At 71.0% G+C, this 26,096-nt stretch carries 19 protein-coding genes and 1 pseudogene; 7 read left to right on the forward strand and 13 right to left on the reverse strand.

The window, feature by feature from the left end; genetic code table 11:
* The first annotated feature begins 286 nt into the window (after nucleotides 1-286).
* Both GGR16_RS08125 and trhA read left to right on the forward strand, forming a co-directional pair.
* Entirely contained in the window at nucleotides 287-1,822 is a 1,536-nt protein-coding gene (locus tag GGR16_RS08125; RefSeq protein WP_183316208.1) for a DEAD/DEAH box helicase, read from the forward strand.
* A gap of 279 nt (nucleotides 1,823-2,101) precedes the next feature.
* Nucleotides 2,102-2,719 (forward strand): PAQR family membrane homeostasis protein TrhA, encoded by a 618-nt coding sequence (gene trhA / locus GGR16_RS08130; protein WP_019402400.1) that lies wholly within the window; start codon nucleotides 2,102-2,104, stop codon nucleotides 2,717-2,719.
* A gap of 48 nt (nucleotides 2,720-2,767) precedes the next feature.
* On the opposite strand, the gene ettA is transcribed toward trhA, so the two are convergent.
* Complete coding sequence (ettA, locus tag GGR16_RS08135) at nucleotides 2,768-4,423, reverse strand: energy-dependent translational throttle protein EttA (protein WP_183316210.1); 1,656 nt, start codon at nucleotides 4,421-4,423, stop codon at nucleotides 2,768-2,770.
* Between the two features lie 152 nt (nucleotides 4,424-4,575).
* Between ettA and arfB the strand changes: the two genes are divergently transcribed.
* Complete coding sequence (arfB, locus tag GGR16_RS08140; RefSeq protein WP_019402398.1) at nucleotides 4,576-4,998, forward strand: alternative ribosome rescue aminoacyl-tRNA hydrolase ArfB; 423 nt, start codon at nucleotides 4,576-4,578, stop codon at nucleotides 4,996-4,998.
* 354 nt (nucleotides 4,999-5,352) lie between these two features.
* Nucleotides 5,353-6,795 carry an aldehyde dehydrogenase family protein gene (locus GGR16_RS08145; protein WP_019402397.1) on the forward strand — a complete coding sequence of 481 codons (1,443 nt, stop codon included), beginning with the start codon at nucleotides 5,353-5,355 and terminating at the stop codon, nucleotides 6,793-6,795.
* A 400-nt stretch (nucleotides 6,796-7,195) separates the two neighbouring features.
* On the opposite strand, the gene pbpC is transcribed toward GGR16_RS08145, so the two are convergent.
* Together pbpC and GGR16_RS08155 are read right to left on the reverse strand one after the other, a co-directional pair.
* Nucleotides 7,196-9,307, reverse strand: coding sequence for a penicillin-binding protein 1C (gene pbpC, locus GGR16_RS08150; protein WP_425486563.1), 2,112 nt, complete (start codon nucleotides 9,305-9,307; stop codon nucleotides 7,196-7,198).
* Between the two features lie 178 nt (nucleotides 9,308-9,485).
* Nucleotides 9,486-14,708 (reverse strand): alpha-2-macroglobulin family protein, encoded by a 5,223-nt coding sequence (locus GGR16_RS08155; protein ID WP_183316211.1) that lies wholly within the window; start codon nucleotides 14,706-14,708, stop codon nucleotides 9,486-9,488.
* Between the two features lie 177 nt (nucleotides 14,709-14,885).
* Here GGR16_RS08155 and GGR16_RS08160 point away from each other — a divergent pair, with 177 nt between their 5' ends.
* On the forward strand, nucleotides 14,886-15,782 hold the full coding sequence (locus GGR16_RS08160) for a peptidoglycan-binding domain-containing protein (protein ID WP_183316212.1): 897 nt from the start codon (nucleotides 14,886-14,888) through the stop codon (nucleotides 15,780-15,782).
* A 50-nt stretch (nucleotides 15,783-15,832) separates the two neighbouring features.
* On the forward strand, nucleotides 15,833-16,297 hold the full coding sequence (locus tag GGR16_RS08165; RefSeq protein WP_183316213.1) for a trypsin-like peptidase domain-containing protein: 465 nt from the start codon (nucleotides 15,833-15,835) through the stop codon (nucleotides 16,295-16,297).
* Between the two features lie 142 nt (nucleotides 16,298-16,439).
* On the opposite strand, the gene phnN is transcribed toward GGR16_RS08165, so the two are convergent.
* The 8 genes and pseudogenes from phnN to phnG all read right to left on the reverse strand — a co-directional run bounded on the left by phnN (nucleotide 16,440) and on the right by phnG (nucleotide 23,026).
* Nucleotides 16,440-17,039, reverse strand: a complete 600-nt coding sequence (gene phnN / locus GGR16_RS08170) for a phosphonate metabolism protein/1,5-bisphosphokinase (PRPP-forming) PhnN (RefSeq protein ID WP_183316214.1) — start codon at nucleotides 17,037-17,039, stop codon at nucleotides 16,440-16,442.
* Entirely contained in the window at nucleotides 17,036-18,190 is a 1,155-nt protein-coding gene (locus GGR16_RS08175; RefSeq protein WP_183316215.1) for an alpha-D-ribose 1-methylphosphonate 5-triphosphate diphosphatase, read from the reverse strand. The genes phnN and GGR16_RS08175 overlap by 4 nt, the downstream gene beginning before the upstream one ends.
* Nucleotides 18,191-18,205: 15 nt before the next feature.
* The gene (gene phnL, locus GGR16_RS08180) at nucleotides 18,206-18,919 is read right to left on the reverse strand and encodes a phosphonate C-P lyase system protein PhnL (RefSeq protein WP_019401628.1); all 714 of its coding nucleotides are present in this window, start codon (nucleotides 18,917-18,919) and stop codon (nucleotides 18,206-18,208) included.
* Nucleotides 18,916-19,692: a phosphonate C-P lyase system protein PhnK gene (gene phnK, locus GGR16_RS08185; protein ID WP_019401629.1), complete on the reverse strand. Its 777-nt coding sequence runs from the start codon at nucleotides 19,690-19,692 to the stop codon at nucleotides 18,916-18,918. Before phnK ends, phnL begins: the two co-directional genes overlap by 4 nt.
* A gap of 194 nt (nucleotides 19,693-19,886) precedes the next feature.
* Nucleotides 19,887-20,813: pseudogene (locus GGR16_RS08190) on the reverse strand (alpha-D-ribose 1-methylphosphonate 5-phosphate C-P-lyase PhnJ); the annotation flags it as partial.
* An 8-nt stretch (nucleotides 20,814-20,821) separates the two neighbouring features.
* Nucleotides 20,822-21,931: a carbon-phosphorus lyase complex subunit gene (locus tag GGR16_RS08195; protein WP_071923911.1), complete on the reverse strand. Its 1,110-nt coding sequence runs from the start codon at nucleotides 21,929-21,931 to the stop codon at nucleotides 20,822-20,824.
* A gap of 1 nt (nucleotide 21,932) precedes the next feature.
* Entirely contained in the window at nucleotides 21,933-22,532 is a 600-nt protein-coding gene (gene phnH, locus GGR16_RS08200; protein WP_183316216.1) for a phosphonate C-P lyase system protein PhnH, read from the reverse strand.
* On the reverse strand, nucleotides 22,532-23,026 hold the full coding sequence (gene phnG / locus GGR16_RS08205; protein WP_183316217.1) for a phosphonate C-P lyase system protein PhnG: 495 nt from the start codon (nucleotides 23,024-23,026) through the stop codon (nucleotides 22,532-22,534). The genes phnH and phnG overlap by 1 nt, the downstream gene beginning before the upstream one ends.
* 68 nt (nucleotides 23,027-23,094) lie before the next feature.
* On the opposite strand from phnG, the gene phnF reads away from it, so the two are divergent.
* Entirely contained in the window at nucleotides 23,095-23,901 is an 807-nt protein-coding gene (gene phnF, locus GGR16_RS08210; RefSeq protein WP_343059614.1) for a phosphonate metabolism transcriptional regulator PhnF, read from the forward strand.
* A 256-nt stretch (nucleotides 23,902-24,157) separates the two neighbouring features.
* Here the strand turns inward: phnF and phnE (GGR16_RS08215) are convergent, their stop codons facing one another.
* Together phnE (GGR16_RS08215) and phnE (GGR16_RS08220) are read right to left on the reverse strand one after the other, a co-directional pair.
* A complete protein-coding gene (gene phnE, locus GGR16_RS08215; RefSeq protein ID WP_183316218.1) occupies nucleotides 24,158-25,045 on the reverse strand; it encodes a phosphonate ABC transporter, permease protein PhnE in 888 nt (295 codons plus the stop codon).
* A complete protein-coding gene (gene phnE, locus GGR16_RS08220; RefSeq protein ID WP_183316219.1) occupies nucleotides 25,042-25,926 on the reverse strand; it encodes a phosphonate ABC transporter, permease protein PhnE in 885 nt (294 codons plus the stop codon). Before phnE (GGR16_RS08220) ends, phnE (GGR16_RS08215) begins: the two co-directional genes overlap by 4 nt.
* Nucleotides 25,927-26,096: the final 170 nt, after the last annotated feature.

Here is a 26,096-nt window from a genome sequence, read left to right on the forward strand (position 1 = left end):
ACGAGCGCGGGCATGACGGCGCAATGGTGCGCACGTCGATGGAGCGGCATTGCACGCCCCTCCTTGACAAAGCACCCGCCAGGGGACACATGTGGCGCGGGTCGCATCGATTTCCCTTTCACGTTCGGCTGCGTGAGCGACGTTCTTCGTCGATTGAGCCGTTCGTCCGGCGACCGATCCTTCCGGAACAGCCCAATTCACGCGGGGCGTTCGTTTCCCCGCGTTCGTGCGCCCGCTTCGGCTCGTTGCCGGCGGCGTGTCCGGCGCGCACCATGAAAGACGATAAGTGACTTCATTTTCCGATCTCGGCCTCGCCCAACCGCTGCTCAAGGCGCTGGAGAGCGAGGGTTACGAGCAGCCGACGCCGATCCAGGCGCAGGCCATTCCCCATGTCATCTCCGGCCGCGACCTGCTCGGCATCGCCCAGACGGGCACGGGCAAGACGGCGGCCTTCGCCCTTCCCATCCTCCACCGCCTCGCCAACGCGCCGAAGCGCCCGGGCCGCGGGCGCTGCCGCGTGCTCGTGCTGAGCCCGACGCGCGAGCTCGCCAGCCAGATCGGCGAGAGCTTCCGCACCTATGGCCGCCACCTCAACCTGCGCACCACCGTGATCTTCGGCGGCGTCGGCCACCGGCCGCAGTCCGATGCGCTGGCGCGCGGCCTCGACGTGCTGGTCGCCACCCCCGGCCGGCTGATCGACCACATGCAGACGGGTGCCGTCAGCTTTGCCGAGACGGAGGTCGTCGTCCTCGACGAGGCCGACCAGATGCTCGACATGGGCTTCATCCACGCCATCCGGAAGATCGTGCCGCGCCTGCCGAAGGAGCGCCAGAACCTCTTCTTCTCGGCGACCATGCCCAAGGAGATCGCCGCGCTTGCGTCCGACCTGCTGCACGACCCGGTCCAGGTGTCGGTGACGCCGGTCGCGACGACTGCCGAGCGCATCGACCAGCGCGTCATCTTCGTCGAGACGGCGCGCAAGCGTAACCTCCTCGCCGAGATCCTGAAGGGCGAGAAGCTCGGCCGCACGCTCGTCTTCACCCGCACCAAGCACGGCGCCGACCGCGTGGTGCGTCACCTCGAACAGGACGGCATCCGGGCCGCGGCGATCCACGGTAACAAGAGCCAGTCGCAGCGCGAGCGCGCGCTCGGCGGCTTCCGCACCGGCGAGACGCCGATTCTCGTGGCGACGGACATCGCCGCCCGCGGCATCGATGTCGACGGCGTGACCCACGTCATCAACTTCGACCTGCCGAACGTGCCGGAATCCTACGTGCACCGCATCGGCCGCACGGCCCGCGCCGGCGCCGACGGCAGCGCCATCTCCTTCTGTGACGGTGAGGAGCGCGCCTATCTTCGGGCCATCGAGAAGCTGACGCGCCAGAAGATCCCGGCGACCGACCGGCGCGCCAATCCGGGCGCCGAGCCGGAGGAGCCCGCCGAAGCCCGCCCGCAGGGCCGCAACGGCGGCGGCAGGAACGGCCCCGGCAAGAGCGCAGCCGGCAAGGGCCGGCACTCGCCGCGCGGCGGCCGCAACGCGCCGCAGCCGGGCCACCACAGCGCCGGCAAGGCGCCGGGTCACGGCAATGGCCATGGTCACGGCAGCGGCCTCGGCCAGGGCAACGGCCAGCGCCAGCAGGACGGTGCGTCCCGCCGTGATGGCCAGCGGCCGGCCAAGGCCGCCCAGGGCAGCGGCAAGCCGCAGCAGCGCGACCACCACCGCGGTCAGGGCCAGGGTCATGCCCCGGCCGGTGCCGAGCGCATGGACGGCATCGGCTTCATGCGCCCGGCCCGCCGCCGCAGCGACGGCCCGTCGCGCTGAGGCAGGCCTGGCAGCCGGCAAACCTCCCTTCCCCACACCTCGGGCTCGCCCGGGAGGTGTCCCTCGAAGAGCAAGTCGGGCACACCCGACTTGCGACAGACGGGATCAGCAGCGCCAGCTTGTGCCGTCAGCATGCTGCCATGATCGGCATCCATCCTGAGCCGTGAGGCAGCAACCAAGCTCACGGCCAGGGGCATGACGCGCGCGCCGTCCGGCACGACCGGATCAGCAAGGGGATTTTCGACGTCCGCGTGCCGCCCGCGCACGCGCCGCGAGATCGTGGCCGATGCGGTCGTGCACGCCATCGGCCTCGTCGCCGCCTGCGTCGGTGCGGTGGTGCTCATCGGTTTCGTGCTGCACGGCGGCGCCTACGGCGCCCTGCCCGCCGTGGCGCTCTACACCCTCGGCCTCTTCGTCATGCTCGGCTGCTCCTGCGCCTACAACCTGGCACCGGCGTCACCGCGCAAGGAGAAGCTGCGCCAGTTCGACCAGGCCGGCATCTTCCTGATGATCGCCGGCACCTACACGCCCTTCACGACGCTCAGCCTCGGCGGCCCCTGGGCCGTCGGCCTGACGAGCTTCGTCTGGCTCGCGGCCATCGCCGGCGCCTGCCTGAAGCTGTTCTTCCCGCGCCGCTTCGACCGCCTGACGATCGCCGCCTATCTCGCCCTCGGCTGGGCCGGCGGCGTCGCCGTTGCCCCGCTGATGGACGCGCTCGGCCTGACCACGCTGGCGCTGATCGCCGTCGGGGGCGTGCTCTATTCGGTCGGCGTCATTTTCCATCTCGCCGAACGCCTGCCCTTTCAGGCGGCCATCTGGCACGGCTTCGTCGTCGCCGCCGCCGGCGTGCACTATGCGGCGGTGCTGCGCGCACTGACGGCCGTCCTCAGCGCATAGAAAAGCGCCCGCAGGACGAACCCGCGGGCGCTCGCAACAGGGTCCCGCTCAGCGCGAGAACTTCTTGTACTGGATGCGCTTCGGGATCGTGGAATCGATGCCGAGGCGGCGCTTCTTGTCTTCCTCGTAATCCTCGAAGTTGCCCTCGAACCACTCCACGTGGCTGTCGCCCTCGAAGGCGAGCATGTGGGTGGCGACACGGTCGAGGAACATGCGGTCGTGGCTGATGATGACGGCGCAGCCGGCATAATCCTCCAGCGCCTCCTCGAGCGCGCGCAAGGTGTCGACGTCGAGGTCGTTGGTCGGCTCGTCGAGCAGCAGCACGTTGGCGCCCGACTTCAGCATCTTGGCAAGGTGCACGCGGTTGCGCTCGCCGCCCGAGAGCATGCCGACCTTCTTCTGCTGGTCGCCGCCCTTGAAGTTGAAGGCCGAGCAATAGGCCCGCGAGTTGATCTCGCGCTTGCCGAGATAGATGACGTCGTTGCCGCCGGAGATTTCCTCCCAGACGGTCTTGTTGCCGTCGAGCGCGTCGCGCGACTGGTCGACATAGCCGAGCTTGACCGATTCACCAACGGTGATGGAGCCGGCGTCCGGCGTCTCCTGCCCGGTGATCATGCGGAACAGGGTGGTCTTGCCCGCGCCGTTCGGCCCGATGACGCCGACGATGCCGCCCGGGGGCAGCTTGAACGACAAATCGTCGATGAGCAGACGATCGCCGAAGCCCTTGGTGAGGCCGTCGAACTCGATGACGTTGTTGCCCAGCCGCTCGGCGATCGGGATGACGATCTGGGCCGTGGTCGGTGCCTTGTCCGAGGCCTTCTGCACCAGCTCCTCGTAGCGCTGGATACGCGCCTTGTTCTTGGCCTGGCGGGCCTTGGGCGAGGCGGAGATCCACTCGCGCTCGCGCTCCAGCGTGCGCTGGCGCGCCTCCTCCTCGCGTCCCTCCTGGGCGAGGCGCTTCTGCTTCTGCTCCAGCCACGAGGAATAGTTGCCCTCGTAGGGGATGCCACGGCCGCGGTCGAGCTCGAGGATCCAGCCCGTGACGTTGTCGAGGAAGTAGCGGTCGTGGGTGACGATCAGGATGGCGCCCGGATAGGTCCTGAGGTGCCCTTCGAGCCAGGCCACCGTCTCGGCGTCGAGATGGTTGGTCGGCTCGTCGAGCAGCAGCAGGTCCGGCTGGGCGAGCAGCAGCTGGCACAGCGCCACGCGGCGCTTCTCGCCGCCGGACAGCGAGGCGACCTCCGCATCGTCCGGCGGGCAGCGCAGGGCGTCCATGGCCTGGTCGACCTTCGAATCGAGGTCCCACAGGCCCTTGGCCTCGATCTCGTCCTGCAGCCGCGTCATCTCGTCGGCCGTCTCGTCCGAGTAGTTCATGGCGAGCTCGTTGTAGCGCTCGAGCACCGCCTTCTCGCCGGCGACGCCCTCCATGACGTTCTCGCGCACATTCTTCGTCGGGTCGAGCTGCGGCTCCTGCGGCAGGTAGCCGACGCGCGCGCCTTCCGCCGCCCAGGCCTCGCCCGTGAACTCCTTGTCGAGCCCGGCCATGACCTTGAGCAGCGTCGACTTGCCGGCGCCGTTGACGCCGAGCACGCCGATCTTGGCGCCCGGGTAGAAGGACAGGTGCACGTTGTCGAGGACCTTCTTGCCGCCAGGGTAGGTCTTCGACAGGCCGCGCATGTGGTAGACGTACTGATAGGAGGCCATTCAAGTCTCTCTCAACGAAAGGACCGCATGCTCCCGGCGTGCACCGCGCACGCGGGAACTGTCGGCCGCATCGGAAATTCGAGCCACGAGTTATCAGGCGGGCGAGGTCGGTTCAAGCCGCGCGCCCCCGCACGCGACCTGCCGGATCCGCCATGCTGCGCATCACCGACGATATAAGCATCGACGAAAGCGAAATCGAGGAGAGCCACATCCGTGCCTCCGGCCCCGGCGGCCAGCACGTCAACAAGACGGCGAGCGCGGTGCAGCTGCGCTTCGACGCCCGCCGCTCCCCGTCGCTGCCGAACGAGGTGGCCATCCGCCTGATGAAGCTCGCCGGCAGCCGCCTGACGCAGGAAGGCGTCATCGTCATCACCGCCCAGTCGCACCGCAGCCAGCTGCGCAACCGCGAGGAGGCGCTGGACAGGCTCGTGGACCTGATCCGGCAGGCGACGGTGCGCCCCAAGCCGCGCCGGCCGACGAAGCCGACGAAGGCCTCCAGGGAGCGGCGGCTCGAAGGCAAGCAGCGTCGCTCCGCGGTAAAATCCGTCCGGCGGGCCAAGCCGACGGTGGAGTGACGGCCCGGCGATCGTGGAGCCAGACCTGCACGCCGTTTCCCTGCCGTCATGCCCGCGCTCGTCGCGGGCATCCACGCCTTCAACCGAAAAGCAACGTCAAAGGCGTGGATGGCCGGGACAAGCCCGGCCATGACGACCGAGGCGCCTCTGCCTGCCCCGTTCTCGCAGCTGCCCGCGAACCCGATTGGCAGCGTGCGGCGTTCCCCACATCGTGATCCCCACGCGCGGCACGCACGCCCGGCATGCACTGCTCGGTGCTTTTGCAATGTGAGCCGGGATGCGTATGGTGTGCGCCGAATGCGGCGGCGCCCGCGCTGCCCCACAGCCATCACATGAGGAACGACAGGAAGAGGCATGACCGCACATTTCCAGAACTTCATCGCCGGTGAGTGGGTCGCCGGGCACGACGCCACCAGGAACGTCAACCCGTCGAACACGAACGACGTCGTCGGCGAATACTCCCGCGCGAGCGCGGCCGACACCGAGCGCGCCATCGCCGCGGCCAAGGCCGCCTTCCCTGCCTGGGCCCGCACGACCCCGCAGGAGCGGCACGACATCCTCAAGAGGGCCGGCGACGAGATCCTCGCCCGCAAGGACGAGCTCGGCCGCCTGCTCTCGCGCGAAGAGGGCAAGACCCTGCCGGAAGGCGTAGGCGAAGTGGTCCGCGCCGGCCAGATCTTCCTCTTCTTCGCGCAGGAAGCGCTGCGCCTTGCTGGCGACAAGATCGCCTCCGTGCGCCCCGGCGTCGATGTCGAGATCACGCGCGAGCCGGTCGGCGTCGTCGGCATCATCGCTCCGTGGAACTTCCCCATCGCCATCCCCGCGTGGAAGATCGCCCCGGCGCTCTGCTACGGCAACACGGTCGTCTTCAAGCCGGCCGACCTCGTGCCCGGCTCGGCCCATGCCCTGTCCGAGATCATCGTGCGTGCCGGCATTCCCTCCGGCGTCTTCAACCTCGTCATGGGCCGCGGCTCGGTCGTCGGCGAGACGCTGCTGAAGTCGCGCGACGTCAACGCCATCACCTTCACCGGCTCCGTGGCGACCGGCCGCAAGGTGGCCGAGGCCTGCGTCGGCACGATGAAGAAGTTCCAGCTCGAGATGGGCGGCAAGAACCCGCTCGTCGTGCTCGACGACGCCGACCTCAAGACGGCGGTGGAATGCACCGTCAACGGCGCCTTCTTCTCCACCGGCCAGCGCTGCACGGCCTCCTCGCGCGTCATCGTGACGGCCGGCATCCATGACCGGTTCGTCGATGCGGTGGCCGAGCGCATGAAGGGCCTCGTCGTCGGTGACGCCCTGAAGGCCGGCACCCATATCGGCCCGGTGGTCGACCAGAACCAACTCGACCAGGACCTCTCCTACGTCAAGATCGGCCAGGACGAAGGCGCCCGCCTCGTCGCCGGCGGCGAGGTGCTGAACCGCGAGACACCCGGCTTCTACATGGCGCCCGCGCTCTTCACCGAGTGCACCAACGCCATGCGCATCTCGCGCGAGGAGATCTTCGGCCCGGTCGCCAGCGTCATCCGCGCCAAGGACTACGACGAGGCGCTCGCCCTCGCCAACGACACCGAGTTCGGCCTGTCGGCGGGCATCTGCACGTCGAGCCTCAAATACGCCAGCCACTTCAAGCGCAACGCCGAGGCCGGCATGGTCATGGTCAACCTGCCGACCGCCGGCGTCGACTACCACGTGCCCTTCGGCGGCAGCAAAGGCTCGTCCTACGGCGCCCGCGAGCAGGGCCGCTACGCGGTGGAGTTCTACACGACGGTCAAGACGGCCTATACGCTGCCGATCTGACGGTCGCACCTGCTTCCTCCCCACACATCTCGGGTGGACCCGAGATGTGATCCTGAGAGGCAGGTCGGGAACACCCCGACTTGCCTGGGGAGGGGGGCGGGGTGGGTGTTGCGGCTGCCCCCCTCCCTACCCTTCCCCGCAAGGGCACGGTATTCGCATACAAGGAGCGCTATTGATCCCTCCCCTTCAGGGGAGGGTGGATCGCGCCGGAGGCGCGAGACGGGTGGGGTCGAGGCGGGGACCGGTGTTCACAATCTCAGCCGCGCGGGCCCCCCCCCCCGTCGCTGCTACGCAGCGCCACCTCCCCCAATGCGGGGGAGGATCACGACCTCGACGTTCATGTGCAATAGCCTGCCCCCACAAGGGGAAACGGATCGACGACGCCGGGAAAGGGGTGCCCCTATTCCACCCGCACCGTCACGCTGTCCGTCGCGCCACGGCCGTCCGTCACCGTCACCCGTGCGAAGCCGCGCCCGTCCGCCTCCCACGCGGCCTCGCGCCTCGGGCTGTGCGTCCCGAGCGGCGCGCCGTTGACGTACCACAGGAACGGCGGGCTTCCGCCGCTCGCCTTGAGCGCGAGGAGCGCTCCGGCCCCCTCCTCCGAGAGACCGAGGTCGACGCGCGCCCCGTCCGGCGGGAAGGCGATGCGCAGCGGCGCCTGCGCCACGGCCGCGATCGTCTTCGGCACGTCCTTGCGCAGGTGGCGCAGCGGCGGCGGCAGGTTCGCCGTCGTCGCGTGGATGACGCCCGGCGGCTCGGCCACGGGCTCGCTCGCACCGCCGCGCCGGGCGAAGGCCTCGAACAGCATGGGCGCCGCCACCTGTCGGGCGACGAGGCCGGGCACCGCCGCGCCGTCCGGCCGGCCGATCCACACCGCGATGGTGGTGCTGCGGTCGAAACCGATGGCCCAGGCATCGCGATAGCCGTAGGAGGTGCCGGTCTTGTAGGCGATCATGCCCGGCAGCGCGTTCTGCGGCGCCGGCGCACCGCGCAGCACGTCGGCGACGTACCAGGCCGCGACCGGCTCCGTCAGGCGCGCGGCCTCGCCTGCGGGCGCCCCCTCCTCCCGCCACCACAGCGCCGGCACGGCGCCGCCACGCGCGAAGGCGGCATAGAGGCGCGCGAGATCGATGAGGCGCACGCCGACGCCGCCGAGGCCGATGGCGAGGCCCGGCGCCGCCTCCTTCGGCAGGACGAGGTCCGCCCCGGCCGAGCGCAGCCGCACGAGAAGCCGCACCGGCCCGATCTCCGACAGCAGTTCCACCGCCGGCACGTTGAGCGAGAGCTGCAGCGCATGGCGCGCCGTCACCGTGCCCTGGAAGGTGAGGTCGAAGTTCTTCGGCGCGTAGATACCATAGCGCGACGGCCGGTCGTCCAGCACCGTCTCGGGATGGGCGAACCCGCTCTCGAAGGCGAGCGCATAGATGAACGGCTTGAGCGCCGAGCCCGGCGAGCGCACGGCGAGCACGGTGTCGACCGCCCCGGCCCGCTCGGCCGAGAAATAATCCGCCGCGCCGACATAGGCGCGCACGGCGCCGCTCGCATTATCGATGGCGATGACGGCGGCCGAGGCGCGCGGATCGACCCGCTCGGCCGTCTCGCGCGCCAGCGCCTCGAGCCGCGCCTGCAGGCGCGCATCGAGCGTCAGGCGATGCTCGCGCCGACCGGGCTCCCCGCGCACCACCGTCTCGGCGAGGTGCGGTGCCAGCATCGGCACCGGCTGGCGCTGCGTCGGCACCGGCGCCTCGCGGGCTGCCCGTGCCTCGGCCTCCGAGATGCCGCCGTGGGCGAGCGCCCGTGCCAGCACCCGGTCGCGCGCGGCGCGGGCCACCTCCGGAAAGCGGTCCGGCCGGCGCGTCTCGGGCGATTGCGGCAGGGCGACGAGCAGCGCCGCCTCGGCGAGCGACAGGCGCTTCGGCTCCTTGCCGAAATAGGCGAGGCTCGCGGCGCGGATGCCCTCGAGATTGCCGCCATAGGGCGCCATGGTGAGGTAGAAGCCGAGGATCGCGTCCTTGTCGAAGCGCCGTTCCAACTGAACGGCGCGCACCGCCTGGCGCAGCTTGGCGGCGAGGTCGCGTTCCTCGCGCGGCTCGAGCAGGCGTGCCACCTGCATGGTCAGCGTGGAGCCGCCCGAGACGATGCGCCCGTTGAGCGCCACCTGGCCCGCGGCGCGCAGGACGGCGAGCGCATCGATGCCGGAATGCGCGCGAAAACGCCGGTCCTCATAGGTCGTGAGCAGCGCGATGAAGCCCGGATCGACGTCGTCGACGCCGACCGGCAGGCGCCAGCGTCCCTGCGGCGTGGTGAAGGCGCGCAGCAGCCGGCCGTCCCTGTCGGACACGACGGTCGAGCGCTCCTCGACCTGCGCCAGGTCGAGCGGCCCGAGCGAAGCGACGAAGCGCGCAAGCGCGATGCCGCCGGCGAGGAGCAGCACCGCGCAAACCGCCGCCACCCCGTGCAACGCGCGGGAGCGGAGCAGTCTGGCAAGTCGCTCGCTCAATCCGGCCGGCATCCCAGCGACCTTCTCGTTGCGCCCCGGCGGGCCTCATCTGTTCCCTCCCCCTTGCGGGGAGGGCCAGGGTGGGGGTGGCGCAGCCTGGAGGACCGCACCGTCACCCGACGTCGCGCCCCCCACCCCTACCCCTCCCCGCAAGGGGGAGGGGAAATTGCGGCGTCCATCGTAGCCGCCCCTACTTCGCCTCCGTCACCTCGACTGTCCCGAAGCCCGTGCGGCCGAAGCGCTCGGGGCGATACATGTCCTCGGCCGTCGCCGGCGGGTGGACGTAGCGGCCCGGCGCCACCGCGCGGATCATGTAGGCGACGGTGATGAAGGCCGACTGGCCGCTGTCACGGTCGAAGGCCGCGACGAAACGGTCGTCGCGGTATTCGACATGTGCCGGCTCCACCGTGGTCTGCAGCCACGACAGCGCCGCCGCCGAGGAGGCGTCGACGAGGTTCGGATTGTCGATCTCGAACCCGGCCGGCAGGTGATCGACGACGAGCAGGCGGGCGAAGCGCGCCTGGTCCTCCGTCACCTTCAGCACCGTGACGAGCCGCTCATTCTGCCGCACCGTCGCGGGATCGACCGCCGTGCCGTCGAGCCGGTAGTAGCTGCGCTCCACCGTGTAGCCGCGGGCGAGCGCGCCCTCCTGCGCCGTCGGATTGCCGGCCGCCGTGACGACGACCCGGGCATCGAGCGTGCCCGTATTGGCGATCGTCACCGCCCCCTCGTCGAGGCGGGCGGCGCGGTAGTTGCGGTAGAACGGGCCATCGGCCTCGCGCCCGTCCACGGTGAGCTTGAGCCGCGCATTGTCCCGCGCGAGCGCGCCGGCCGCGAGCACCATCCAGGCCTGTTCCTGCGTGCTCGTGTAGCGGCCCGTGCCGCGCGCCTCGTCGATGACGAGGGACGCCTGCTGGATCTCGGCGCCGCCGGTGCCCGCTTCGCCCAGGAGCGCCAGGACCGCGGCGCCGTCGCGCAGGCGCGAGCCGTAGTCCGGCCGCGAGGCCGGGCCGTCCTTCTCCCCGCGCAGGGTCGACATGGCGGTGGCGAAGGCGGTCTCGGCCCGGCGCCGGTCGCCGAGCAGCGCGAGCGCTGCTGCGATCTGCGCCTGCGCCATGGCGCTGCCGAAACGCGGCAGCCTGACGTCGGCGAGATAGCGCAGGTCGCCCATCACCGGGCGGCCGTTGCGGGCGAGCACATAGACCGCATAGGCCAGCGCCTGTCCCCGTCCCTGGTCGAACTCCGTCGTGTTGGCGACGTAGTTGCGCAGCCGCTCAAGCGCGAGGTCGAAGGCCGTCTGCGGCACGGCGAAGCCCTTTTCGCGGGCCCGCGTCAGGAAGTCCGTCACATAGGCGTCGAGCCAGATGTCGTCGCCGCCGACGGACCACAGGCCGAAGCTGCCGTTGGAATCCTGGCGCGACATCACCCGTTCCACGGCGCCGCGCACCCGCTCGTCGAGTTGCGTGTCGACCGGCAGGGCCTCGGTGCTGGCGAGCTCGTTCACATAGAGCAGCGGCAGAGCCCGGCTGACGATCTGCTCCGAGCAGCCGTAGGGATAGCGGTCGAGCGCCTGCAGCAAGCCCGGCACGTCGAGCGCGGCGAGCGTCGTCACGGAGACGGATGCGACGCCCGAGCCCGGCATCAGGCCGGCGAGGATGTCACTGCTGATCGAGACGCTGCCGCCGGCCGGCAGCGGCCGGACCGTGCGATGGGCGAGCGCCGGCGTGCCGGGAGCAATGCCGAGGGCGAAGTCCTGCGCCACGTCGATGCCGGGGCCGGTCAGCCGCGCGGTGAGCTTCGCGACGCCGAGCCCGCCGGCCGTGACCGGCAGCGACAGGGCCGTACGCGCGCCCTTCTCCAGCTTGAGCGTGCGCCGCGTCGCCTCGAGCGGCAGGATGACCGGACCGGAAGCGTCGACCTCCACCACATAGTCGCCCGCCTCACCTTCCACATTGTCGATGGCGAGGTGGATGCGGGACGTGTCGCCCACGTTGAGAAAGCGTGGCAGAGTGCCGGAGACGACGACGGGGTCGCGCACCACGACATCGGCCGTGGCCGAACCGGCCCGGGTCTTCGACCAGGCGACAGCCATGACGCGCACGGTGCCGTTGAAGGCCGGGATGTCGAACGACACATGGGCGACACCGTCGGCCCCGGCGCGCACGACGCCGGAATAGAGCGCGACCGGCTCCTGCGTCGGCGGCGCGTTGTCGAACTGCGGCGCGGCCGCGTCGCCACCGGAGCGGATCGCCCCGCGCGTGCCCTGCATGCCGTCGATGAGATAGCCGTAGACGTCGCGGATCTCGGTGCCGAGACGCCGCTGGCCGAAGAAATAGTCGCCCGGGCGCGGCGCCTCGTAGCGCGTGAGGTTGAGGATGCCGACATCGACGGCGGCTACCGTCACATAGGCCTCCTCCCCCGCCGCGAGCCCGCCGAGCCGCACCGGCACGTCGAGCGTCTGCCGCGGCTGCATCACCTGCGGCACATCGAGGGAGACGTCGATGTTGCGCTGGTCGCGCGCCACGGAGAACCACGCGAGGCCGAGCGCGCGGCCCGGCATGCGCTTGGCCCCGACGTCGAGCGGCCGGTGGGCCAGCACGACCACATAGGCCCCCGGCCCCCACTCGGCCTTCGCCTCGAGCGAGACCGTGGTGCCCGCCGGGTCGAGATCGACGAGCTTCTCCCAATGCACCTTGTCGCCGACGACGAGCACCGTCGCCTTGCCCGCCGCGCGGGGCTTGAGGCTGATCGCCATCCTCTCGCCGGCCGCGTAGGAGGCCTTGTCGAGGCGCATGTCGAGCACGTCCGGCGTATCGGCGCTCACGGCGCCGCTGTAGCCGACGGAGAAGGACAGGCTCGTCGGCGCCGCCTCGCCCCGGCCCGCCTCGATCTCCAGGCGGTAGCGTCCCCAGCCGACGGGCGCGGAGATGCGCGCGGGCGCATCGGTCCCCGGCTCGATCTCACCGTCGGCGATGCGGCGCGTCGTCTGGATCGGCTCGTAGGACCAGCCGCCGCCCTGGTTGAACCATTGGTAGCGCTGGTCGATGCGGTAGAGGCTCCAGCGCAGCGGCATGGCGAGCCGCTTGCCCTCGCCCGTGGCCGCGACCACGTCGAAGGTCGCGATGCCGCCATCGGAGAGATCGGTGAACAGCTTGCGCACGCCGATGACATTTCCGGCCTGGGCGACGGGCAACGTGAGCGAGCGCGCCACGCCACGCCCGCCGGGCTCGGCCACGGTGACGGTGACGGTGGCCTGCAGCGGCCGCGGCGCGGAGACGTCCGGCAGCGGCACGGCGAAGGTCGCCTTGCCGGCGGCATCCGTCTCTGCCCCCTCCTCGACCTCCTGCATCACGGTCTCGAAGGCCTCGTCGTCGAGGCCGACGGCATAGCCCTCGAGCCCCGGCACCGCATTGTTCGGCACGGCCTCGACGGTCACGGTGCCGCTGACCTCGAGCTCCGCGCCCGGGGCGCCGTAGAGATAGCGGGCCGTGACGTCGATGTTCGCCGCGTCGCCGGCGGCGACCGTCGGCTCCTGCGGGGCCAGCGTCAGCTCCAGCCGCTCCGGCACATAGTCCTCGACGAGGAAGGTCGTCTCGCCGATGGCGGCGCCCTTCGGGTCCGCATAAGCGGTGAGCCGCCAGGTGCCGCGCATGGCCCCGGGCAGGATCGCCAGCGACCAGGCGCGCCCGCCGAGGCCCTGGTCGTCGACGGCGACGCGCCGGTATTCGACGCCGTCCGGCCGGCGGGCGACGAGGGTGAGCGGCAGGCCGGCGGCGGCATCGCCGCGCGCGTCGCGCAGCAGCGCCGTGACCTGGACCGTCTCGCCCGTGCGGTAGACGCCGCGCTCGGTGAAGACCTGCGCATCGAGCGGCCCCGGCGTCTGCCGGCCGGCGACGCCCCGGTCGGTGAGGTCGAAGGGCGTCTGGGCCAGGTCGAGGAAGGCATAGTCGCCGGCCTCTGTCGTCGCCACCACGAGCCCCGGCGCGAGGCCACCCTTGCCGCGCGAGAGGCCGGGCGCGAAGACGGCGCGGCCGTTGCCGTCGCTCTTCACCTCGCCGAGCACCTCGTTGTTGCGGGCGACGAGCTTGACGGTGGCGCCGGCGAGCGGCCCGGCCGAGGCGAGCGAACGCGCGACGACGTGCACGCCGTCCTCGCCCGAGAGCGCCGTGAGGCCGATGTCGGAGACGATGAACCACTGGGTCGCGGCCGGGCTGTAGTCCTCGTCCGCGGGCGGCCCGCCGGAGGGACGCGCCGTCATCACATAGACGCCGGGCTCCAGCTTGCCGCCGGTCGCCTCCAGCACCGGGAAGGCGGTCGTCACGTCCTCGTTGATCCGCCGCGCCACATCGAGCGTGCCGGCCCAGACCTTCTGCCCCTGGTCGGAGGCGATGTTGTCGGCCGTGTAGCGGGCGATCTGCGACATGAACTCGTCGGAGCGCAGCGTCGGCAGGAGGTTGCGGTCACCGATGCGGTAGAGCTCCACATCCACCTTGTCCGTGTTCACGGTGACGACCGGGATGCCCTCCTGCCCCGTGCGCGGCAGGATGTAGTTGCGGCCGGTGAAACGCGCCTGCGGAGAGCGGTCGCGCACGTAGATCTCGTAGTCGGCGTTGCGCAGCAGCGTCTCCTCGACGGACGAGGGCAGGCCCTGGCGCAGCACGATGGCATAGCGCTCGCCGTGCTTCAGGCCGTCGACGCAGAGCTGGCGGTCCTCGCCCGTCACGGCGGGCGTCGCGCTGCCCGTCACGGCGACGAAGGGCGCGAAATCGACGCGGCCGCGCGCCAGAGGCTCCGAGAAGTTGAAGCACACGCGCGGCGAGGCTGAATCGGAATCGACCCGGTAGTCGAGGATGCGGAAGCCGTATTTCTCGCGCAGGCCTTCATAGATCGACCGCACATGCGAATCGTCGGCGAGCGCGAGGCTCATCCGGTAGGCGTCGAGCGAGGGGCGCCAGTATTGCCGCGAGGCGAAGACGTCGCCGAGAAGCGCCAGCGCCGAGGCCTCGGCCGCGGCCCCGCGCGCGTTCTGATAGGCCGCATAGGCCGCGCTCGTCGCCCGCTCGGCGAGCCTGTAGCGCTCGCTGTAATTGGCCGGCGAGATCGCCATGGCCGCCCGCGCATAGGCCGTCCAGCCGGCAGCGCTGGCCGGATCGGCAGCGACGGCCGCGGCGGCGGAGGAAAGCGCCTGGCGGGCGTCGCCGCGGGCGAGCGCCTGGGCGCTGTCACGGCGCAACTGGTCGGCGGGACGCGTTGCGGCCGCTCCCGCCTCCGTCTTCAGGTCGGCCTGCAGCCTGACGGCGGCGCTGGCGAGATCGTCCCGGACCAGGGACTTCTGCGCCGAAGCCGGTGGGGCAAGGGCGAGGAGGCAGAGGGTTGCGATGGCGACGGCAATCAGTTGCGCAGCACGAATCATGCTCCCCTCCCTGGGCGTGCCTTCGGGTGACGCCTAGGAAAAATAGCGCCGCCGCGATGACGAGCGCGAGACTAAGCGCCTCGAAGCACGGCTGCAATCCATGGCTGCAACGCATGCCGTGACGACATCGTGCAGTTTTGCCATAGTCGCGCGACGGAACGAACGGGGAGCGGGGGCATGAACCGGGCGCGGACGGGGCGCGGTCGCAGACGGGATCGTGGACAGGGCGGCATCGGGGCCCTGCTGGGCCTCCTTATCGGCGCGGCGGCCCTGCCGCTCGGCTCCCCGGCTCTCGCGCAGCAGCCCGCAGCGGGCGAGGCGCTCGATGCCGCCCGTGCCGCCTTCGAGGCGCTGCCGGAGGCCGACCGCAAGGCCATCCAGGACGCGCTCGTCTGGACCGGCGACTACAACGGCACGCTCGACGGCGCCTTCGGCAAGCGCAGCTTCGATGCCATCCGCGCCTTCGAGACGCGCAGCCGCCTCACCGCGGACGGCATTCTCACGCCCGCCGAACGCGACGCGCTCCTGGCGGCCGCGCAACGCCAGCGCGATGCCGCCGGCTTTGCCGTCATCGACGATCGCCGCTCCGGCATCCGCATCGGCGTGCCGCAGAAGGTGCTCGCCGAGCGCAGCGACACGCCGGGCGGCTCCCTCTTCCGCGCCAGGCGCGGCGGCGGCGCCCTGACGACGGATCTCATCCCGGCCGCGGCCGGCACCGGCCTCAAGGATCTCTACGCCGACCTCAGCGCCGCGGCGCCGGGGCGCCGCATCACCTACAAGGTGCTGCGCGACAACTGGTTCGTCGTCACCGGCGAGGAAGGCGCCGAGCGCTTCTTCACGCGCTTTGCCGCAACCGCCGCCGGCCTGCGCGGCTTCACCATGGCCTATCCGCGAGCGCCGCCGCGACCTTCGACAGGCTCACCATCGCCATCACCAACAGCTTCGAGCCGGAACCCGAGGCTGCATCGGCAACAACGGCCACGGCCGGGGCCGGCGGTGCGGCATCCCCCGCCCCCACCGTCTCCGGCGGCAATGCCTTCACGGCCGTCGTCCTCGACGGCGGGCGGGCGCTGACGAGCGCCGCCGCAGGTGCCTGCAAGGCGCCGACGGTCGGCGGCAAGCCGGTGAAGATCGAGGCGAGCGGCGAAGCCGCCTTCGTCGAGGGCGCCTTCGCGGCGGGAGGGGTGCCAGTCGCCTGGCGCCGCCCGGAGGGCACGGACCAAGACGTCTTCGTCCTCGGCCATGCCGCCACGGGCGGCGAGCGCCGGCTCGTCGCGACGCCGGGCGTGCTCAAGGTGGCGGGCGATGGCACGGCGCGCCTCGCGGCCCCGGTGCAGCCCGGCATGGCGGGCGCCCCCGTCGTCGACAGGTCCGGTGCGCTCGTCGCCGTCGTAGGCCCCCTGCCGCAGACGATGACGCTGGTTGCCGGCATCGCGCTCGGCACGAGCGTCCCCGCGACGACCGCGGCGAGCCTTGCCGACAGCACCCGCCTGCCCGAAGCCGGCGGGACGGGCGAAGCGACAACCCTCGGCGCCGCGGCCGAGGCCTGGCGCGCCCGTATCGTGGCGGTGGACTGCCCGGGCGGGTAGCCGGGGGCAGGCCGGCCACCTCCCACGCCGTCATGCCCGCGCTCGTCGCGGGCATCCACGCCCTGCCGTCGCGCAAGGGGCTCGAAGGCCGCGGGCGGCGGAGAGCGTCGGGTACGCGGCCCGGAGGCACTCGGAAGCACCCTCAGTCCCGGAGCGCCCCACGCAGGAAGGCGACCAGCTTCTCCCCGGCCGCTTCCACGCTGCCGTCATTGACGATGGTGAGATCCGGCGCCCGGTCGGGCACCACGGCCTTGCCGCGGGCGAGGCGCGCGGCGATCGTCTCGGCGCTTTCCCGGCCGCGGGCCGCGAGCCGCCTGGCGATGACGGCGTCGGGCGCCGTCACCGATATGACGGCGATGCGGGCAAAGGCCTCGCGCGCCGCCGCGACCTGCGCCCGCGAGATGTTGCTGACGACGACTGCCCCGTCCGCAAGCGCCGCCTCGACGCTGCGCGGCAGCGCATAGCCGAGGCCGTGCGCATGCCAGTGCAGCGAAAAGGCTCCACCGGCGACGCCTGCGCCGAAGGCCTCCTCGCTCAGCACATCATGGTCCTCGGCAGTGCTCGCCGCGCGGGTGACGAGCCGGCGCGGAAAGACGAAGCGTTCCCCCTCAACCGCGAGGCGCCGGCGGGCATGGTCGATGAGCGTGTCCTTGCCGGCGCCGCTCGGCCCGACGACGCAGACGAAGAGCCCGCGCCCGAGCGTGATGCGCACGCGATCGCCGGCTTCGGCTTCCATGGTCATGCCACGCGGCGCCCCTCGCGCCACACCTGCCGCACCACCGGAACGGCACCCGTCATGTGCACGCACACGAGGTCGGCCCGAAGCCCGGCGGCGAGCGCGCCGCGGTCGGCGAGCCCCGTCGCGAGGGCCGGATTGCGCGTGACCGTCGCCACCGCCTCGGGCAGCGAGATGGCCGGCACCCGGCGCGGCAGGTCGAAGGCGGCCATGAGGAGGCTCGCCGGGACGTAGTCGGAGGAGATGATGTCGAGCACGCCCTCCCGCGCCACGGCCTCGGCGGCGACGCTGCCGGAATGGGAGCCGCCGCGCACGATGTTGGGGCCGCCCATCATCACCCGGATGCCGGCGGCATGGGAACCGCGGGCGGCCTCGATCGTCGTCGGGAATTCCGCGATGGCGACGCCGTCGGTCTTCGCCTCCTCCACATGCTCTGGCGTCGCGTCGTCGTGGCTTGCCAGCACGACGCCGCGCGCGCGGGCGATCTCGACGAGGCGGCGCCGGTGGGTTTCGGCATTCGCCTCGTGCATCGCGAGGCGGCGCGCCATGAGCGCGTTCATGGCATCGTCGCCGACGCCGTTCTTGCCGCTGTAATAGGTCTTCCACACGGCGATATCGCGGAACTGACGCTGGCCCGGCGTGTGGTCCATCAGCGACATCATGTGCACCGGATATTCGGCCACATAGCGCTCGGCCTGGTCGATGACGTCAGGGGACGAGATCTCGCAGCGCAGGTGCGTGCGGTGCTCGGCGCGCACGTGCCCCTCGGCGACGGCCGTCTTGATGGCATCGGCGAGCGTCCACACCTCCTCGCCGAGCGAGCCCTTGTCGAAATCGGAGCCGATGCGCAGGGAATCGAACACCGTCGTGATGCCGGCCGCCGCGATCTGCGCGTCATAGGCCATGACGGCGGCGAGCGGGTGCCAGCGCACCTTGGGCCGGGGCGCGTAGTGGCTCTCGAGATGATCGGTATGCAGCTCGACGAGGCCCGGCAGCAGATAGTCGCCGGCAAGGTCGATGCCGCGCTCCGGCGCCCGGCCCTCGCCGAACTCCGCGATGCGGCCGTCCGAGACCGCGAGCCAGCCGCCCGGGACGATCCTGTCGGGCAGGATGAGCGTGGCGTTCTCGATGACGAAACTGTCGGGCGTTGCGGTCATGACGGCGGCTCTCAATCAGGCGGCTCGGGAAGAAGCGAAGCGGGTGACGTCCTCGATGCGGTCGGCCACCGCCTCGCGCACGTCTTCGTCGTGGAAGATGCCGAGAATGGCGGTGCCAGCCCGCTTCTTCTCGTGGATGAGGTCGACGACGACGGCGCGGTTCTTCGCGTCGAGCGAAGCCGTCGGTTCGTCGAGGAGCAGCACCGGCCGGTCGGCGGCAAGGCCGCGGGCGATGTTGACGCGCTGCTGCTCGCCGCCCGAGAAGGTCGAGGGCGGCAATTGCCACAGGCGCTCCGGGACGTTGAGGAGGCTGAGCAGGCGCCTCGCCCGCTCCATCGCCTCCTGCTGCCCGATACCGCTCTCACGCGCCGCATTGGCCACGATGTCGAGGGTCGCGACGCGCGGGATGACGCGCAGGAACTGGCTGACATAGCCCATGACGTCGCGCCGCAGCGCCAGGATGCGGCGCGGCTCGGCGCTGGCGACGTCGACCACCTCCGCCCCGTCGCGGACGAGGATGCGGCCACGGTCGGCGCGGTAGTTGCCGTAGATCATCTTGAGGATCGACGACTTGCCGGCGCCCGAGGGCCCGCCGAGGACGACGCATTCGCCGGCCGCGACCGCGAGGCTGACGTCGGAGACGACGGCAAGCTCCAGCCCGCCGCGCAGGTGGAGCGTGAAGCTCTTCGACACGTCGTCGAGGGCGATGAGAGGCTGTTCGGTCGTCATGCTGCCAGCACCGAGGAAACGAGTAGCTGCGTATAGGCCTCGCGCGGGTCGTCGAGCACCTGGTCGGTCAGTCCGGTCTCGATCACCCTGCCCCGGCGCATCACCATGATGCGGTGCGAGAGCAGACGAGCCACAGCAAGATCGTGTGTCACGATGATGACGGCGAGGCCGAGTTCCGCCACGAGGCCGCGGATGAGATCGAGCAGGCGCGCCTGCACCGAGACGTCGAGGCCCGAGGTCGGCTCGTCCATGAAGACGAGGCGCGGATGGGTGACGAGGTTGCGGGCGATCTGCAGGCGCTGGCGCATGCCACCGGAAAAGCTCTTCGGCGTGTCGTCGATGCGGCCGGCCTCGATCTCGACGCGCGCGAGCCAGTCGCTCGCGGCGGCGCGGATATTGCCGTAATGCCGGGCGCCGACGGCCATCAGCCGCTCCCCGACATTGCCGCCGGCCGAGACGCCCATGCGCAGGCCCTCGCGCGCATCCTGGCGCACGAAGCCCCAGTCCGTGCGCAGCAGCAGGCGCCGCTCGGCCTCGGTGAGCTCGGACAGGTCGCGCACCACGCCGTCACGCATGCGGTAGTGGACCGCGCCGGCGCTCGGGGCGAGCTCGGTCGCGAGCAGGCCGAGCAGCGTCGACTTGCCCGAGCCCGACTCGCCGACGACGGCGAGCACCTCGCCCTCGTGGAGATCGAAGGTCACGTCCCAGCAGCCGAGACGCTCGCCATAATATTTCGTCAGCCCGCGGGCGGACAAAAGCGGACGCTCGCTCATCGGGTCTCTCCTGCCTTGTCCTTGGCCACCACTTCCCTCTTTTCAGCAGCCGTATCGGATGGCAGGTCGCTCGATCCTCCCCCGTATGGGGGAGGTGGCGGCCGCAGGCCGTCGGAGGGGGCCGCGCGCTTCCCGGCACGAGCGGCGTGCCTCGCCTCACCCCACCCGTCTCGCGCCTTGCGGCGCGATCCACCCTCCCCTTCAGGGGAGGGATCACTGGCGCCGGGATCCACCATCATCCCTTGATGCCCGGCCGCCCGGCGCTCCTCGCAGAAATCGGTGTCGGAACAGACGAACATGCGCCCGCCGCGGTCGTCGAGCACCACCTCGTCGAGATAGACCCCCTCGGCGCCGCAGAGCGCGCAGGGCTGCTTGAAGGTCTGGATGCGGAAGGGGTGGTCCTCGAAATCGAGGCTCCTCACCCGTGTGTGGGGCGGCACGGCATAGATGCGCTTCTCGCGCCCGGCGCCGAAGAGCTGCAGCGCCGCGCACATGTCCATCTTCGGGTTGTCGAACTTCGGCGTCGGCGAGGGATCCATCACATAGCGGCCGGCGACCTCGACCGGATAGGCGTAGGTCGTGGCGATGTGGCCGTGGCGGGCGATGTCCTCATAGAGCTTCACATGCATGAGCCCGTAGTCGGCGAGCGCATGCAGCTTGCGCGTCTCGGTCTCGCGCGGCTCGAGGAAGCGCAGGGGCTCCGGGATCGGCACCTGGTAGACGAGGATCTGGCCGTCCCGCAGCGGTTCCTCCGGGATGCGGTGGCGCGTCTGGATGACGGTCGCCGCCCTTGTCTTCGTCGTCGTCTCGACGCCCGCCGTCTTGGCGAAGAAGCGGCGGATGGAGACGGCGTTCGTGGTGTCGTCCGAGCCCTGGTCGATGACCTTGAGCACATCCTCGGGGCCGAGCACCGCGGCCGTCACCTGCACGCCGCCGGTGCCCCAGCCATAGGGCATCGGCATCTCGCGGCTGGCAAACGGCACCTGGTAGCCGGGAATGGCGATCGCCTTCAGGATCGCCCGCCGGATCATGCGCTTCGTCTGCTCGTCGAGATAGGCGAAGTTGTAGGCGTCCGTTTCCTTCCCCGCCGTTGCGCCGGGAGAAGGAAGATCATCCCGCATCGCCGCGCTCATTCCGCAGCCTCCTTCATCTCGCTCGCCTCGCCACGGCGGGCGGCATATTCGGTGCGCATGCGGCGCACGAGGTCGAGCTCGGCCTGGAAGTCGACGTAGTGCGGCAGCTTCAGATGCTCGACGAAGCCGGTGGCCTGCACGTTGTCGCAATGGGCGAGCACGAATTCCTCGTCCTGCGCCGGGGCCGTCACCTCCTCGCCGAAGTCGCGGGCGCGCAGCGCCCGGTCGACCAGCGACATCGCCATGGCCTTGCGCTCGCTCTGGCCGAAGACGAGGCCGTAGCCGCGCGTGAACTGCGGCGGCACCTCGGCCGAGCCCTTGAACTGGTTGATCATCTGGCACTCGGTGACGTCGATCGTGCCGAGCGGCACGGCGAAGCCGAGCTCCTCCGGCACGAACTCCACCGCAACCTCGCCATAGCGCACCTCGCCGACGAAGGGATGCGTGCGGCCGTAACCGCGCTGGGTGGAATAGCCGAGGGCGAGCAGGAAACCCTCATCGCCGCGGGCGAGCGCCTGCAGGCGCAGGTCCCGCTCCGCCGGAAAATCGAGCGGCTCGCGCGTCAGGTCGCCGACCGGCGTATCGCCGTCGGGCGCGACCTCGCGCTCGATCAGGTCCTCGCCGTCGAGGAGGTCGGTGACGCGCGCCATCGGCTCGCCCTCGCCCGCCGCGGCTTCCGCCGGCTCGGGCGGCGCGGCGCCGGCGGCCAGCAGGAAGTCGATCAGCCGGTGGGTATAGTCGAAGGTGGGCCCCAGCACCTGTCCGCCCGGCAGGTCCTTGTAGGTGGCGGAGATGCGGCGCTCGACGGCCATGGCCGCGGTGTCGACCGGCTCGCTGTAGCCGAAGCGCGGCAGCGTCGTGCGATAGGCGCGCACCAGGAAGATGGCCTCGACGAGATCGCCCCGCGCCTGCTTGATGGCGAGCGCGGCGAGGTCCCGGTCGTAGAGCGAGCCTTCCGCCATCACCCGGTCCGCGGCGAGCTTCAGCTGCCCGCCGATCTGCTCCGGAGAGATCTCCGGCACGGCGGGGTCGCCGCGCCGCGCATGGGCGAGCAGACGGTGGGCGTTGTCGATGGCGGCTTCGCCGCCCTTGACCGCAACATACATGTCAGCCCTCCGGCAGGATCTGCGTGGTGCGGGGCAGCGCCGCGACGGAGCCCGGCGCGACGAAGAGACAGTCGATGCCGCGCGGGAAGAGGGCGCGGTTCGCCGCGCGCTGGGCGAGGAAGTCGCCCGGCAGCGGCGCGATGGCGATGTCGGCGCGGTCCAGAATGCCCGGCCCCTCGCAGGCGAGCCCCCGCCCCGCCGCGAGCGTCCGCACCGCCATGACGACGGTGGTGGAGCGGTCGGGATATTCGTCCGTGCCGACCGCGAAGGCGCCGAGCGGCGGCATCGCATCGGGCTCGGCGACGAGGGCGAAGGCCGCCTCGTCCGGCGTCTCCACGACGCGGGCCCCGGTGTGGAAGCGCAGATAGGCGGCCACCGCCGGCACGGCGGCGAGCGCCGCATCGAGCCACAGCGGCGCCTCGTGGTCGGCCAGCGCCAGCGCCACCGCGGCGAGTTCCGGCGTTAGCGGCGCCGGCGGCACAAGGTCCGTGGCGAGCGGCTGGACGGTCGCCGGCCGCGCGGTGGCATCCATGAGAGCGCGGAAGACGCGCTGCGCATCGAAGACGGGCTCGGTGAAGCCGGGTGCGAGGGCGATGCTCATCAATCCTCTCCGCGGACCATAGTGAAGAAGTTGACGCGCGTCGCCGCCGTGCGGCGCGCGGCCGTCTCGCGCCCGGCCATGAGCCGTTCGTGCACCGGTGCGAGCGCCGCTTCCACCGCCTGCCGCCGGCCCGGCAATTGCCAGAGCGCGTCGATGACGGCGGCGGCGCGCGCCCGCGCCGCATCGCGGCCGAGGTGATAGGCGAAGCCGTTGACGGTGCGTCCGCCCTCCGCGATGCGCACCGCCGCGCGCGTCACCGTCGCCTCGCCGAGGTTGAACGGCGCCCCGTCACCGCCGGCACGCCCGCGCGTCATGACGAGGCCCGTCTCCGGCCGGCGCAGGTCGCTCGCCTCCGGCAGCGGCGCGAGCGCGGCGAGCACGCTGTCCAGCTCCTCGCGCCGCGCCGCGGCCGAAACGGCCATCACGGCTTGCCGCGCCGCGATTTCCCGATCATCGTCAGCTGGATGGATTTCACCTGGACCGACTGCGGTCATGATCACCCGCCCTCGCTGCCCTGTTGCAGCGCTTCAACAATCATTTGTCTAGTGGTATAGACAACTACATGAAAAAGTCCAGTGACACTTCCATGACGGGCGAGGCCATAGCGGATTTCGGCGACGAACCGATGACCGGGACGAGCGACGGCGCGCTCGCCCGCGCCGCTGGCGTCACCGCCTGGCGGCAGATCGCCGATGCCATCGAGGCGGATGTGATGAACGGGCGCCTGACGCCCGGCAGCCAGCTGCCGACGGAGGCGCGGCTTGCGGAGCGATTCGCCGTCAACCGCCACACCGTGCGCCGGGCGATCGCCGCGCTCGCCGCCAAGGGCCTGCTGCGCGCCACGCAGGGACGCGGCACCTTCGTGGAGGCGAAGCCCCTCGCCTATCCCATCGGCCGGCGCACGCGCTTCACCGAGATCGTCTCGCGCGAAGGCCACGAGGCCGGCGGCGAGTTGATGTCGGCGGCCGAGACGGTGGCCGACGAGGAGACGGCCCGGCGCCTGCGCCTCATGCCCGGCTCGCCGGTGCTGCGGACGGAGGTGCGCCGCTTCATCGACGGTACGCCCGTCTCCAGCGGCACGTCCTTCTTCCCGCTGCCGCGCTTTGCCGGCGCCGCCGCGGTGCTGCGCGAGACGGGATCGATCACCCGGGCGCTCGCCGCCTGTGGCGTGACGGACTACGTGCGCGCCGAGACGCGCATCACCGCCCGCCTCGCCACCGGCGACGATGCGGCGCGGCTCGACCTCTCGCCGGGGCGCATCCTTTTCGTCGTCGATGCGCTCAACGTCGACGGCACGGGCACGCCCGTGCAGGCGGCCCATGTGGTCTTCGCCGCCGACCGCGTCGAACTCGTCGTCGAGAACGGCTAGAGCAGGACGAATGCAAGCCGGCCGCAAGGCTCTTGGCTTGATCCCTCCCCTCAAGGGGAGGGTGGATCGCGCCGAAGGCGCGAGACGGGTGGGGTCAAGACCGGGATCGACGCCCTTGTTGTCAACCCCTACCCCCTCCGTCGCCGCTTCGCGGCGCCACCTCCCCCATACGGGGGAGGATCAGCGCGCACCAAAGTGCATCCGCCCGCGAATTGGATGCCGGCTGGGGGAATAGGCGGATGCGAACATAAACGGTTCAGGCCACGATCTTCGCATTGCCGATGATGGCAAAGCGCAGCCGGCCGGAGACGAAGTCGATCACCGCCACCGTGAGAAGGATCATCAGCACCAGGAAGGAGACGTGCTGCCATTCGAGCATGCGGATCTGCTCGTAGAGATGCAGGCCGACGCCGCCGGCGCCGACCACGCCGATGATGGTGGCCGAGCGGGTGTTCGATTCGAAATAATAGAGCACCTGGCTGACGATGACCGGGAAGACCTGCGGCAGGAGGCCGAAGCGTACCTGGTGCAGCTTGCCGCCGCCGGTCGAGGCGACGCCTTCCACGGCCTTCTTGTCCATCGCCTCGATGGCCTCGGAGAAGAGCTTGCCGAACTCGCCGAAATTGCTCGTCGCCACGGCGAGGATGCCGGCGAAGGGCCCGAGCCCGACGACATTGATCCAGATGAGCGCCCAGATCAGCACGTCGACGCCGCGCACCACATCGAGCCCGCGACGCAGCGAAAAATGGAGGAATACGTTCGGGATGACGTTCTTGGCCGCGAGGAAGCCGAAGGGAAAGGCAAGGATCGCCGCCGTCAGCGTGCCGAGGAAGGCGATCGCCAGCGTCTGCGCCAGCGCCATGAGATAGGTGAGGAAAGTCGCGTAGCTGCCCGGCGACGGCGGCAGCATGAAGCCGGCGAATTCGACGAGCTTGCCAAGGCCGCCGGCGATGCGGGCGAAGGAGAAGCCGAGCGCCCAGAAGCCGGAGATGAACAGCCCGGCGAGCACGGCGACGATCGCCACTGTCAGCGCCCGGCGCGGCCAGTTCACGCGGAAGATGGAAGGATGGCGCGCCGCGAGCCCCGCCATGTCGGCGAGCGCCTCGGCCTCGAAGCGGGGGGCGGTTGGCGCAGATCCGTTCATGAGCGGCTCTCCATGCCGATCAGCGCGTGGCGCAGCCGCTCGGTCGCAAGGTCGATGACCATGACGGTGGCGATGATGATGAGGAGGATGGCGCTGACGTCGGAATAGTAGAACTTGCGGATGGATTCGATGAGGTCCTGGCCGATGCCGCCGGCGCCGACGAAACCCATCACGGCCGCGCCGCGCACGTTGATCTCGAAGCGCAGCAGGCCGTAGCTGGCGAAGTTGGACAGCACCTGCGGCAGCACGGCGAAGCGCACCGTCTCGAGCCAGGTCGCGCCGGTGGCCGAGACGCCCTCGACCGGCTTCATGTCAATGTTCTCGACGACCTCGGAGAACAGCTTGCCGAGCGCGCCCGTCGTGTGGATGGCGATGGCGAGCACGCCCGGCACCGGGCCGAGGCCGAAGGCCGCGACGAAGATGAGCGCGAAGACGATCTCCGGCACCGTGCGGCAGAATTCGAGCACCCGCCGCACCAGCCAGCGCACCCGCGCCGAGCGCGAGAGATTGGCCGCGGCAAGGAAGCAGAGGCTGATTGCACAGAGCCCGCCGAGCATGGTGCCGAGATAGGCGATGAGCAGCGTCTCGCCCATGAGCCTCAGCCAGTAGCCGAGCCCCCAGTACCACTCGGCGAGGTCCTCGCCGAGATGGGTGAGCCTGAGCGTCGGCACGATGTCGCCGATGTAGCTCGGGAAGCGCCAGAGATTGGCGAAGAACTTCGCAAGGTCCACCTCGCCCGCCCAGGCGGACAGGCCGACGAGCGCGGCAAGGACGAGGCCGCCGAGAAGGACCTGCCGGCGCTTGGCGGCGACGGCCGCGCCGTAGGCATCTTCGAGCGCGCGCAGGCGCGGCTCGGGCAGGCGGGCGATGGCGTGGGACATGGATGGATACTTCGTCAGCCGGTGGGCCGGAGGCAGCACGCCGCCATGCCCGCACCTGTCGGGGGCATCCACGCCTGACCGCAAGCGACGTCGGACGGGCGTGGATGGCCGGGACCAGCCCGGCCATGACGATGGAAGGCGTGATCGGCGGCAGGGATGGCCTGCCGAAC

It is taken from the genome of Chelatococcus caeni (assembly GCF_014196925.1).
Classification (GTDB): Bacteria; Pseudomonadota; Alphaproteobacteria; order Rhizobiales; family Beijerinckiaceae; genus Chelatococcus_A; species Chelatococcus_A caeni.